Below are 12,735 nucleotides of genomic sequence, written 5' to 3' on the forward strand. Positions count from 1 at the left end.
CTCCTGCGTGAAGGGTTTCGATGCAAGGACGAATGGCAATCGGCGAGGCCGACACGGTATCGGAGTTTTTCCTATTTTTCGCGATCAGTTCTGGCTGAGGCGGTCGAGATGCATGCGGATGTGGGCGGCTTCAGCCGGTGTATTGGCAAGGGCTATCGCGCGGTCGAAGGCAATGCGTGCCTCCCGGCTGCGGCCAAGCTGCATCAGCAGCCCGCCCTTGACGCCGAAGAAGTGAAAATAGCCGGAAAGCCTGTCTTCCAGCGGCTCGATCAGCAGCAGCGCCGCTTCGGCACCATGCACCTTTGCCACCGCTATGGAGCGATTCAGCGTGACAACGGGTGAGGGGCTTATCCGTTCGAGCGCGGCATAGAGCTGATCGATTTCCAGCCAGTCCGTATCCTGCGGCTGCCGGGCCCGCGCGTGCAGGGCGGCAATGGCCGCCTGCACCTGATAGGCACCCGGCTGCCGGTGACGCATGGCCTTGTCGATCAGGGCAAGACCTTCAGCGATCATCGTCTGGTTCCACAGGCTGCGGTCCTGATCGTCCAGAAGAACGACCGCGCCTTCCGCGTCGAAACGGGCCTTGGCGCGGGCGTGCTGCAGCAGCAGGAGGGCGGTCAGCCCCATGATCTCCGGTTCCGCCGGGAAAATGCGCAGGAGCAGGCGCGCCAGCCGGATCGCCTCGTCGCACAGCGGAAACCGCGCTGCCACTTCCGTGCTGCCGGCCGAGTAACCCTCGTTGAAGATCAGGTAGATCATTGCACTCACGGCCGAAAGCCGCTCGGCCCGCTCGAAGGCATCGGGTGTGTCGAACGGGATGTCGCCGGAGGAAATCCGCCCCTTGGCTCGGGTGATGCGCTGCTCCATGGCGCTTTCGCCGACAAGAAACGCCCGGGCGATCTGGCGGACCGAAAGTCCCGACACGATGCGCAGTGCCAGCGCAATCTGCTGCGTGGCCGGAAGATCGGGATGACAGCAGATGAACAGCAGCCGGAGGATATCGTCGCGGTAGTCGGCGCTGTCGATCTTCTCGGCGATGGCCGATTCGGCATCCCCGAGGTCAGACAGCAGGTCTTCGGGCGGCAGTGGCTGCTGCTTGGCCTGACGGCGTACGGTATCGATGGCGCTGTTGCGGCCGACGAAGATCAGCCACGCCGTGGGGTCACGCGGCGGGCCGTTCTTCGGCCAGTTCTTCAGCGCGCGCAGACAGGCCTCCTGGAAGGCTTCTTCCGCCGTGTCGAGATTGCGGAAATAGCGCAACAGGGCACCCACGGCCTGCGGGCGCGCGGCTGTCAGCGCGGCATCGATCCAGGCCGGGTCGGTCATTGGGAACCCGATCCGGGTCTGAACAAGGCGATCGGGCGTATCTCGTAGGAACCCTGTCCGGGATTGGCCTGCGCCAGATCGCGGGCGATATCGAGCGCCTCGTCGAGCGATTCGCAGTCAACCACGTAGAATCCGAGAAACTGTTCCTTTGTCTCGGCGAAGGGGCCGTCGATGACGAGGGGCTCGCCGCGGGATTTGCGCAGCGTTGTCGCGGCGGTCGTGGGCAGCAGCCGGGCGACAGGCCCCAGCTTGCCTGATTTGGCGAGCTTGTCCTGCACGACACCAAGCCGTTCCATGACAAGGTCGTCTTCCTCCTTTGACCACGAACCGACCACGTCCTCCATGTTGTAGCAAAGTATGGCGTAAAGCATCCCGTTACTCCTTCTTCCTCAAGACGAACCACTATCGCCGATCCCGACATGAGGTCGAGAAAAATTGCAAGCCTGTCTCGGCTCGCCTTGCGGAGTGAAATTCGTTGGCAACCAGCGGTTGACGCTGGAAACGAAACTGCTCTCTAATGCCTGGGAGGCGAACATGCACAGTCAGCCGGCGGTTAAAGAACCAAGTGACGGGGTAATGAATGGGACACAGTATGCGCAATGCGGCCATGTACGGGATCGGCATTGTTTTCCTCGCTCTGGCCTGGGCAAAAAACAAGCTGCAGGGCTATACGACGCCCAACAAGGTCGACCGTTCCGACACCGATGGCCGCATCGACTATGTCTACGACACCGTTGCCTCGTGGAAGCGGTATCTGCCCGCCGGCTTCGATCTGGAGGGCAAGGACGTCCTTGAGCTGTGTCCGGGGTCGTCGCTCGGCACCGGGGCCATCCTGCTCGGCTATGGCGCCAAGTCCTATCGTGCCGTTGACGTGTTCGAACTCGCGGGTACGGAGCCAGCCGCCTATTTTGCCAAACTTCTCGACCGGTTTCCGGAGCGCGAAGCCTATGCTCCCAGTATCGACCGGGCGAAACAACTGACTGAAGGCCCCGATTCCGACCTGTTCAGCTATCGCGTCGGCCGGGATTTCGACATTCCCCGGCTGGCGGACAACAGAAAGTTCGATCTGATCCTGAGCTGTGCCGCATTCGAGCACTATGACGACATCGAAGCGACGATTGCCAATATCTCCAAGGTTGCCCGCAGCGGCTGCATCGCCGAGCACATTGTCGATTATCAGACACACTCCCGCTGGATCCGCGAACAGGATCCGAACAATATCTATCGATACTCGGAAGGGCTGTACCGGTTGTTTTCCTTTCCCGGACAGCCCAACCGGCGCCGCCCGCTGGACTATGTCAGGGCATTCGAAGCCAATGGCTGGAAAAATGTCCGCGTCATCAATGCCCGTGCAATCCCGCAGGAGCATCTGGCCCGTTCCGTTTCGGGAATGGCGCCGCCCTTCGACCGGCCTGATATGCAGATGGACATGCTGTCCGGCGTGGTCATTGCGGAATGGCCGTGAACGGCATCCCGACAGGCCTGGGCTTATTTGGGTGCCGGTGACCGCAGCTGCTTGACGGTGGCGCGCACCACGTAGCGCGCGCGGCCCAGCGTGTTGCTGCGCAACCGCCGCAATTTCCAGCGCATGCCAAGGTCGGTTTTGATCTTCTTCGCGTCGAAACTCATCTTCATTGCCGAAGCGTCCCGGGCTGTCTTGATGGGGTCGGCGTAAAATTCGCGGATTTTTGCCTTGGACATGCCCGCACTTTTGAACCAGCGCGGAATATATGTGTTGCACAACCGGTCCACATCGGTGAGGGCTTTTTCAATCCCCGTGCCGGTGATCGGGCAGACGACGCAGAAGGCGTCCCCGATGAGAACAACCCCATCCTGTTCGTGATTGTGCACCTGTACCAGGTCAATGGGGCGGGCAATGACCGGACCGGCAATGGTGATTTCGCCAAACACCCTTTCCAGACCCGGCATTACTGCGCGCAAACCCTGCGCGGGCTGATCCCGGAATGTGCGGGTCCATTCCTCCGACGATGTCCGATAAACGAAGAAGTTGGCGCGAATTTTATCGCCTATGGGAAAGAGCGTCAGGTAGGATACGCGGTCATTGAATTTTGCCCCGTTCCACACGAGGGATGGAAAGGGAAAATGCGATCGCGGCTGTACCAGATCGAAACCGCAGCACAGCGAATGCTGCGGGCTTATGATGTCCCGTTCGATCCCGAGCTTCTTGCGGATCGTATCGCCGAGCCCCGTGGCAACGATCAGGAGCCGTGCGGTGAATTTCCGGCCATCGGACAATGTCACGTGCTGCAGGTTTTCGCTGGTCGTAATGTCATCGACCCGGCCGACAATGGAACGCACGCCCGCAGGGATGGCACGGCGCACTGTATTGACCAGATCGGAATAATCGCCGCCATATTCGGGCGTCGTGGTTCGCTCGAACCGGCCGAATCGGTGGAGCCATACGCCGTCAAACGCGGTCACCTCGGCACGCACGACATCGCCAAGACCGATGCGCTCGAACAGCTCCATCTGGGTTTGCGCGACTTTCTCGGCGCGAAAATCCGGCGGATGACGCTCGTGGCTGCTGATCAGGGTCACGCCGTAGCCCTGACGGAACAGCGCGGTGGCGGCACTGGCTCCTGCCAGCCCGCCGCCGATGATCACCACATCGGTCTGGATGGGCTGTGCCTCCGTCCCTTGAATTGCCAATTCCGGTTCAACCATGCATGCTCCGCAGACGTGTAGACAGCTCGATCAGTCAATGTGAAGCCGGATAATACAGCGTAAATAAGATGTATGTTAAACAATCGATTATGCTGGTTGTGGATAGAGTGTTCACGTATGCGTGTGTCGTGAAGGGGTGAGTGTTTGTGATTCCAGAATATGATATCCGGGTTTACAGCCATCCCGATCAGCTCTCGCCTCAATGGCCGGCGGCCGGTACGGCCACGGATGCAAGGCAGTATATTTTCCAGACGACCACATTCCTGCAGACGTGGCTGGCATCCTATGGCACCCGGCCGGGCAACCAGCTTTGTCTGGTCGAGGTCTGGGATATCTCCGGAAATCCGCTGTGCTTTCTGCCGTTCAGCCTCTCGTCCCGTCATGGCGGCCGCGTCCTCACCTTCGTCGACGATGGCGTGGCGGATTACAATGCGCCGATCCTGTTTCCCAACGGCGATGAATGGACCCGGACATCCGCCGAACAGCTGTGGAACAGGATTGCAGAGGCTTTGCCGCCGTTCGACATGGCGATCTTCGACAAAATGCCGGAGCAAATCCGCGACCGCACGAATCCGCTGTTCCTGCTGGCTGAAGACTTGAACGGCGAGTCGTGCCACCTGACAAACCTCAAGCGCAGCTGGCCGGAGGTCGATCAGTCGCAGCCGGGGTCGAAGAACCTGCGGAACCGGCATCGGGCGCTCGAGCGGCTGGGCGAATGCCGGCTGCTGATTGCCGGGACGCCGGAAGAACGCGCCTTTGTTCTGGAGACGCTGCTTGCCCAGAAACAGCGCCGGTTTGAAGAAACGCAGGTGCCGGGTTTCGACAAGGAGCCGGAGAAGCAGAGCTTTTTCACACTGGGAACCGACAATTTTGCCGCAGCAAATGCGCTGCACCTGTCCGCGCTTGTCGTGAACGGCCAGGTTATCGCGGCGATGTGGGCGCTGGTCGAAGGCAGGCACTATTACGGGCTGGTGTTCACGTTTGAATCCGGCGAATGGTCCAAATATTCTCCGGGGCGGGTGCTGCACTATCTGCTGCTGCGCCATTTGCTCGATAGCGGCTATGATTGCCTGGACCTCGGCATCGGCGACGAGCCATGGAAGCTGAACTGCTGCGACGTCACCATCGACCTGAAGAAGATGACGCTTGTCCGCACGGCGCGGGGACGGGTCATCGCAACGCGGTTGCGGGTGATGGAGAGGCTGCGTGCGACGCCCTTGTGGCAGAAACTCAGGCCGCTCAAGTGGAAAGTCTTACGCGCGTTGCGCTAATGCCATAAGAGATACGATAGTGAATACGCCATTGCGGGATGGCGGTGCATGTGTAGCGGTTTCCAGACTGGGGCAGGACTTGATTGATGACCGTTTCGATTATCATGAAAACGCTGAACGAAGAAAAGCGCATCGCAGCGGCGATTGAAAGCGCATTGCAGGCCTTGCCGGGCGGCACGGTCGAAGTCATCGTGGCCGATAGCGGTTCCACCGACCGGACGGTCGAAATCGCCATGCGCTATCCGGTGACCGTGGCGCAGATCGTCAATCCGGCCAGGCCCAGCTGCGGCATCGGCCCGCAATTGGGCTTCCAGTACAGTCATCACGATCTGGTCTGCCTCATGGATGGCGACATGCTGCTCGACAAGGATTTCCTCGGTGCGGCCATTGCATTTCTCGAAGCCAATCCCCGGGTTGCGGGGGTGACGGGACATGTGGTGGAAATGAACGTCGACAATCTCGAATTCACCCGCCGGGTGCGCCGCGTGTCGCCGGAAAGCCGGACAGGATCGATTGACCGCATGAATGGCGGCGGCCTTTACCGCCGCGCAGCCATCGCCGAGGCCGGCTATTTCTCCGACCGCAATCTGCACGGCTATGAGGAATTCGACCTGGGCGTGCGCCTGCGGTCGCTCGGATGGGAGCTGCACCGGCTTGACCGCCGTTTCGTCGCGCATTTCGGCCACTCCATCAACGCCTACACCTTGCTGGTGCGGCGCTGGCGGTCGAAATATCTGCGGGGCGTCGGCGAATTGCTGCGTGCCGCGCTTGGCCGCCCGCATTGGAACAAGCTGGTGCACGAGCTGCCGGAACTTCGCCTGTGGGCCGGGGTCTATCTGTGGTGGCTGGCGATGATCGGGCTTCTGGCTTTCCTGCCCGACAAGAAGATGGCCCTATTGATCGATGCCGCATTGATCGTTCTCGTCGTTGCCGCGATGAGCCTGAAGCAGCGCAGTCTGTCGCTGGGCGTCTATGCCGTCGTGGCATGGTGTTTTCATGCCGCCGCCCTGCCGCTCGGCTTTTTCCATCCCCGCCGCCAGCCGGATGACTGGATCGAGAGTAAGGTCGTCTCCAAGGACCACTAGGCTGCCCTCAAAGACACAGGAATGCACCGCATCATGCTGAGACTGGCTGCCCTTGCTCTCGCTTTCCTGCTGGTTACCGGGGCGTCCCGGGCGGGTGATATCTGGTCGCCGGTCCGCGAGGTGTCGCTCGAGCTGCAAAGCGGCAGTCCTCTCGATTTTTCCACGCTGCTGCCCAATCCGCCGATCAGCGAGCAGAGCCGGATCGTCATCAATGGAGACGGCCGGCTGGCCCGTGCGGATGCGGAGACGAGCCCCGTGCGGTTCCTGTGCGCATCGCTGGGCTGGAGCCCGGCCTCCGGCGGCTTTCCCGACCATGACGGGGCTGACCGCTATGCCCGCCAACTGAAAATGCATGGCTACAACATCGCGCGTTTTCATTTTGTCGATGCGGCGCTGATGTTCGGCCGTGCCGCCGATTTCGATTTCGATCCGGAAACCATGGACCGTTTCCGCTATCTGATGGCGGCGTTGAAGCGCAACGGCATTTACTGGATGATGGACGGTCTGAGTTCCACCCGCGGCGCCTATGGCGGATATGACGATCGCTGGAATCTCACCGGCGACATGAAGCTCGAGGTGCAGATCGATGAAAAGACTTTTCAGCACTGGCTGAAATTCCAGCAGCTGGTGCTGGCAACGGTCAATCCCTATACGGGAATCGCGCCGATCCGCGATCCGGCTCTGGTGGCGATCATCCCATTCAACGAAAACAGCATCGAGTTTGACAGCATCCTGCATCAACGCGATGGCCAGCCACAATATTCGCGGCTTCTACAACCTCCATTCAATGCCTGGTTGCAAAAACGGTATGCTTCGACGGCCGCGCTTTCCCGTGCATGGGGCGCGGTCGAGGCTGGCGAGCGGCTGGAGGACGCAACGGTCGGGTTGCCGGCCAATCGTTATGAAAAGACGCCGCGCATGCGCGACCTGCAGGCCTTCTTCGTCGATGTGGAAACGCGTTCCGCCGAACGCATGACGGCAGCGCTGCGCGATCTCGGCTACCGGGGCGTGGTGGCGCCCTACAACAACTGGCCGAGTGTCCAGACAAGCCTGACACGGGCGGGGCAGCAGGCGGTGTCGATGAACACCTATCAGGATTGGGTCGGGGGCTACGAGCCGGGCAGTTCGCTCGGTCAGAAGAGCTCGATCGCCGACGGGGCGGCTTACATGCGGATGATGGCGGCGGCGCGCTGGCTGAACCGCCCCTTTATCGTCACGGAATATGATCACCTCTTCTGGAGCCATTATCGTTACGAGGCCGGCATTGTCATGCCTGCCTACGCGGCATTGCAGAACTGGGACGTGCTGTGCCGCCATGGGCATGGCCCCATCGTGCTGGCCTATGGCGAGGATTTTGCCCATAAACGCCAGATGCTGCCCTATGCCATTGCGCTCGATCCGGTTGCGCGTGCGGGCGAAACGCTGGCGGCCCTGCTGTTCAGGCGCGGCGATGTGCAGGGCTCGCCCGTTTCCATCCCCTTCCGCATCCGGGGAATGGAGGATTTGACGCAGAACATGTATGAGCGGGAACCCGATGCATTGACGACGCTCGCCCTGCTTGCGGCAATCGGGTTGCAGAAGGATGCGCCATCGGCACCAGCCCACGGTCTGGTAGCGGCATCGCCCCTCGATCCCGCGTCCGGCGGCAAACTCATCGCCACGATGCGCGACAGCAGGCTGCTTGCGCCCGAAAACAGCACGGACGCCGGCAAGGGCATTTTTGAGAGCGACACGAATGAGATCAGCCTGGACCAGAACAAGCTGCGCATGACGGTGAAAACCGGGCGAACCGAAGCCATTGCCTTCGCCGACCTTGCCGATACGGTCACGCTTGCCAACCTGACCGTCGGCAATGCCACGGGCAAGGGCCTGTTTGCCGTTTCAGCGCTGGATGACCGGCCGGTCGGCACCAGCCGCCGCCTGCTACTCATCTACGCGACCGATGCCCAGAACACCGCCATGCGCTTTTCGGATGGGGAAGAACGGGTTATCGCCGATTTCGGCCGCCTCCCCGCCCGCATCAAGGTGGGAAGCGTCGATTTCTCCCTGCCCGGGAAAGGACGCTGGACCGTCTCGCCGGTGGGGCTGGATGGCAGGGTGCGGCCTGCGATTGCCCGGGGAAGCGGCGCTGTTGCAACGCGGCTTTCCAACGACGGACCCGAGGGACCCACCACCTATTTCCTTATTGAACGGCAAGAGTTCTAGAAGAAGTCCGATACGAGCCGGCTCCACGATTCACCGGCCAGTCCGCCAATATACATGTCGTTGCGGTCGATGGCGTTGAGGACGCCGGCATGACGCGTGCTGACGCAGGTATGGGCGCGATGCTTGTAATACATTGCCCTTTGCCGGGTTAAAGCGTCGAGTTGCCGGGGCTGCACGTGACCGCGGGCCGCCACAAGCCCGGCCTGTTCCAGATGATACATCATCTGGTTGATCACGAGCGCATCCTTGCCCTTCTGGGAAAATATGTTCATCACCTGGGCAATCATTCCGGGGCGTCCGAAATAGACAAAGCAGCCGATCAGCTCGGCGTTCTGATCCCAGACCGAGCGGATGTTCAGATCTCCCAGGCTTGCATTCAGTCTGGCGACATCCAGAATCCAGTTCAGCTCCGGCCCCGACCAGACAGGACGGACCGGATAGTCGGAGAGAAAGTCCTGGACGGTTGCCACGAACAGTTCCGGCGCCATGTCCTCGTCATGCATTCCCGCGCCCGGCTCGACATGCAGCCCCGGTATCATCCGTCTGATGATATGGTCGACCGGCCGTGCTATCGGCAGCCGGGCAGCATGGCGGCCAAGGGTTGACCGGCTGGCCGCCGACCGGGCAAAAAAACCGGCCGGCTGGAAAACCCGGCACCAGCCCAGCCCATGGACCGGCAACAGGGCGGCACGTGCCACCTTGAACGCCCCGGCGCTGGCGGGGGAGGCGCTGTCGGTGAAACAGAGATCCTGATTGCGCGGCCGCATGGTCAGCGCGAGCTCGGCCGCGCCATGGCAGGGCATGTCGGGGTCCGTCATGAAAGCGCAGAGAAGACGCGCCGTTATGATCCCGCCGTCGACCATGTATTGCATCGGCACGGCCGAAACGACGCTGCTGATATGCCCTGCCGAAGTCTCGTGAACGATGCTGCCATATTGCTGCTGGTAGATCGGGCTGCCGAAAAACAGCTGTTGGAAATAATCGTTGAAGGCGTTGCTTGAATTGCTGGCTCGGTTGCGGAACGTTTTATAGAATAGGCGTCCGACCTGAGGAATATCGTCCACAGTCATCGGACGTATCTGTCTTCCCCGTTTCATCCCCATCCCCATGCAGACGTATATCCCGACTAACAGTCTGCACTATCTCGATGTTCGAAGCATATAGTCAATGCAACCATAGCGCGATTCTTCAATTCTGATGGCAAGATGTTCTACGTGGTAAACGATCTTTCCTGTGCAGCGACACGGCTGTTGCGCGCCAGACGAAGCAGAACCAGCCATGCGGCGATCATGATGGCGATTTCGATGACATATATCGAGACGAATGTTCCGAGCGGCGGTGCGACCCAGGTGGCCCAGGCAATCAGTCCCGCGCCAACCGCATTGGCGGTGTTGAGAATTGCCGCCCGGGGACCATGATATCCCGCCGCCCCAAGCGCATCGATTGCCACCGACCAGATGGCAAGAAAGACCACCGTTCCGCTCAAAATCCGGCAGAACGAGACCAATGACACATATTCGCGGCCGAAGAGAATGGGCAGGAACGGGGCAATGATGAAGATTGCAAGGGCCGAGCCGATGCCGATCCCCAGGGCGGCCAGCAATATCTTCTTGGTTCGCCCGATCGCGTTGTGAATGCCATCGATGCTCAGGCGGGCTAGGCCCGGATAAACCAGCCGGTTCATGGCATCGATGGAGAGATAGCTGCTGTCAACGATACGGCGCACGACGCCATAGCTGCCGACGACCTCGGGATTGGCCATGATGCCGAGCATGAGAAGATCGACGTTCTGGCGGATGGCGCGGAAGATGAAGGGGGTTGCAAACAGAATGCCGAGGCGGATTTCCTCGCGCACGATCCGGTATTGCGGCCGGCCCAGTTTGCGCAATGACCACATATAGACGATCAGGACCAGCACATGGGCGGCGAACTGCCATATGACCCAGTCAACCAGGCTGGTCACGCCGAAAACCAGACAGGCAAGCGCCGCCGCCGCCGTCCGGGCAAAGGCAAAGCCGACGACGGAGCGGTTGGCCGCGGGAAACTGCGAATGACCGATAAAAATCTGTTCGGTCAGCAGAATGATGCGGACCAGGATGATGTTGGTGATGAGGATCAGCAGGATTGCGATGACATTCTCGACGGGATCGGGCGAAAGCTTCATCCAGAAGGGCAGAATGGCGATGCCGAGCAGCACCAGCACGACGCCGCTCGTCAGGGTCAAGATGAGGTTGTGCCCCATCATGACGGGGTACATGGCATGGTCGCGGGCGACGCGCCGCACCAGGCATTCCGAGGCGCCGAGGCCGCACAGATGCACGGCGATGCTGGTCACCGCCGTTACGGAAACGAAGACGCCGAATTCGACGGCGCCAAAGGAGCGGGCAAGAATGGCGAACGTCACCAGCTGCGCCGCATTGGCGATCAGCAGGCTGCCGCTCGACGCCGCATAGGACATGATCATCGGCAAGAGTCGCGGCAGTCCAGCGATGATTTCCGCAGCACTCAACTTCTTCATGTTCTACGACCTGGGCGGAGGGCTGGCATTTTCATCTTTATTGTTCAGCAGGCCAAAGGGAGATAGCCATTTATTAACCAAAATTTGCAATCTATCGTTTAGATATACATTACCGTTAAACCGTTACGGTTTGATTGATGCTTACAGAGTATTGTTGAATGTACAAACTGCGTGACGCGACGGGCAAACTGCAGCCGGCAGCTCCTATCAAGGGACCTGTCGTCGAGCCTCCTGTGCGTGACGAGCGGAAACCGGCCCAGGCCGCCGCCTTTTCCCTGCCGCACATCGATGTGAGTTCGCTGATTTCCTGGCTGCTTGCCCGCTGGTATTGGGTTTTGATCGGGGCCGTCGTTGGCGCGTTGATCGGCATCGGTTACGGGATGGGCGCGAAGCCGCGTTATACCGTCTATACGGACCTGCTCGTGCCGCCGGCCAATCTCCAGGTCCTGCCGAACGACATCTATGTGCAGAACCAGCAGGGCGACACGCAGCTGCTCGACGTCGAAAGCAAAATGCTGGTGCTGACCTCCGGCAATGTGCTGCGGCGCGTCGTCAGTGAGCTTGGCCTTGCCAGCGATCCGGAGTTTGTCGGCACGGATGGGCCGGGCTTCAGTCTCGGTTCATTGTTCGGCAGCAAGCCGGCGGTCGCCGACAAAACGCTGGCGGCCATGCGCAGCCTGTCCGAGAGAATAACCGCACGCCGCCAGGAGCGCTCCTACATGGTGACCATCGCGGCCTGGGCCAACAATCCCGATACGGCGGTACGCATTGCCAATGCATTGGCCAAGGCCTTCCAGGAGGAAGTCGCCCAGGCGGAGGCGGATGGAGCCGGACGCGCTGCCTCGGCCCTGACCGACCGCCTGGCGGAGCTGAAACAGGGCGCTTCCGATGCGGAGGCCAAGGTGGCTGAATTCAAGCGCGATCATGGTCTCCAGACCAGCGCCGGTGAGCTGATCAGTTCGCAGTCCATGGCGCAGATCAACGTGAAGCTGGTGGATGCCAATGCCCGGCTGGTCGAAGCACAGTCGCGCTACAACGAGCTGACAGCCTCGACACCCAATCAGACGAGCCCGTCGGCGACATTGCAGTCGCCCACGCTCGCCAGCCTGCGCGCCCAATATGCGACGGTCAAGCAGACGGTCGATTCCATGTCGATCACCTACGGGCCGCGTTATCCCGGACTGATCCGCGCGAGATCGCAGCTCGGCGGCCTGGAACAGCAGATATCGCAGGAAACCGGGCGCATCCTGCGGGCGGCGCAGGTCGATCTGGACCAGGCGAAATCCGTGGTCGATGCGCTCAAGCAGCAGGCGGCAAGCGCGCGCTCCTCCGTTTCCATGGACAATGATGCACAGGTGCGGCTGAACGATCTGGAACGCGACATGGCGACGAAAATCGCCATCTACCAGACCTTCCTGACGCGCGCCGGTGAAACGACGGAGCGCCAGCAACTCAACAGCACCAATATCCGGGTGATCTCGTCCGCAATACCGCCCCTGCGCCGCAGCTGGCCGCCGCGCACGGCGTTGCTTGCCGCCGGCGGAACATTTGCCGGATTGGGCCTGGGCGCCTGCCTTGCCATCGCCACCGGCCTGCTTGGGGTCATGCGCGCCGAGCGCAAGGCGAAGAACAGTTAAGCAGGATA

10 protein-coding genes are annotated in these 12,735 nt (G+C 60.8%); 5 read left to right on the top strand and 5 right to left on the bottom strand.

Annotated elements, in window-relative coordinates:
• Positions 1-84: 84 nt before the first annotated feature.
• Both RDL77_RS14515 and RDL77_RS14520 read right to left on the bottom strand, forming a co-directional pair.
• Complete coding sequence (locus RDL77_RS14515; RefSeq protein ID WP_288193489.1) at positions 85-1,326, bottom strand: RNA polymerase sigma factor; 1,242 nt, start codon at positions 1,324-1,326, stop codon at positions 85-87.
• Complete coding sequence (locus RDL77_RS14520) at positions 1,323-1,697, bottom strand: YciI family protein (RefSeq protein ID WP_223613625.1); 375 nt, start codon at positions 1,695-1,697, stop codon at positions 1,323-1,325. The genes RDL77_RS14515 and RDL77_RS14520 overlap by 4 nt, the downstream gene beginning before the upstream one ends.
• A gap of 209 nt (positions 1,698-1,906) precedes the next feature.
• On the opposite strand from RDL77_RS14520, the gene RDL77_RS14525 reads away from it, so the two are divergent.
• Positions 1,907-2,791, top strand: coding sequence for a methyltransferase domain-containing protein (locus RDL77_RS14525; protein ID WP_288193490.1), 885 nt, complete (start codon positions 1,907-1,909; stop codon positions 2,789-2,791).
• A 23-nt stretch (positions 2,792-2,814) separates the two neighbouring features.
• Here RDL77_RS14525 and RDL77_RS14530 read toward each other — a convergent pair whose 3' ends face one another.
• On the bottom strand, positions 2,815-4,011 hold the full coding sequence (locus RDL77_RS14530; protein ID WP_288193491.1) for an NAD(P)/FAD-dependent oxidoreductase: 1,197 nt from the start codon (positions 4,009-4,011) through the stop codon (positions 2,815-2,817).
• 140 nt (positions 4,012-4,151) lie between these two features.
• Here RDL77_RS14530 and RDL77_RS14535 point away from each other — a divergent pair, with 140 nt between their 5' ends.
• The 3 genes from RDL77_RS14535 (at position 4,152) to RDL77_RS14545 (ending at position 8,572) form a co-directional block, all read left to right on the top strand.
• Positions 4,152-5,282, top strand: coding sequence for a GNAT family N-acetyltransferase (locus RDL77_RS14535; protein WP_288193492.1), 1,131 nt, complete (start codon positions 4,152-4,154; stop codon positions 5,280-5,282).
• Positions 5,283-5,368: 86 nt separating this feature from the next.
• Entirely contained in the window at positions 5,369-6,367 is a 999-nt protein-coding gene (locus tag RDL77_RS14540; protein WP_288193493.1) for a glycosyltransferase family 2 protein, read from the top strand.
• Positions 6,368-6,400: 33 nt separating this feature from the next.
• Positions 6,401-8,572 carry a glycoside hydrolase gene (locus tag RDL77_RS14545; RefSeq protein ID WP_288193494.1) on the top strand — a complete coding sequence of 724 codons (2,172 nt, stop codon included), beginning with the start codon at positions 6,401-6,403 and terminating at the stop codon, positions 8,570-8,572.
• On the opposite strand, the gene RDL77_RS14550 is transcribed toward RDL77_RS14545, so the two are convergent.
• The gene (locus RDL77_RS14550; RefSeq protein ID WP_288193495.1) at positions 8,569-9,642 is read right to left on the bottom strand and encodes a GNAT family N-acetyltransferase; all 1,074 of its coding nucleotides are present in this window, start codon (positions 9,640-9,642) and stop codon (positions 8,569-8,571) included. The genes RDL77_RS14545 and RDL77_RS14550 overlap by 4 nt on opposite strands.
• A gap of 140 nt (positions 9,643-9,782) precedes the next feature.
• Complete coding sequence (locus RDL77_RS14555) at positions 9,783-11,090, bottom strand: lipopolysaccharide biosynthesis protein (RefSeq protein ID WP_288193497.1); 1,308 nt, start codon at positions 11,088-11,090, stop codon at positions 9,783-9,785.
• Between the two features lie 158 nt (positions 11,091-11,248).
• Here RDL77_RS14555 and RDL77_RS14560 point away from each other — a divergent pair, with 158 nt between their 5' ends.
• The gene (locus RDL77_RS14560; protein ID WP_223613617.1) at positions 11,249-12,727 is read left to right on the top strand and encodes a GumC family protein; all 1,479 of its coding nucleotides are present in this window, start codon (positions 11,249-11,251) and stop codon (positions 12,725-12,727) included.
• Positions 12,728-12,735: the final 8 nt, after the last annotated feature.

Source organism: uncultured Phyllobacterium sp., from assembly GCF_902479695.1.
GTDB lineage: Bacteria > Pseudomonadota > Alphaproteobacteria > Rhizobiales > Rhizobiaceae > Phyllobacterium > Phyllobacterium calauticae.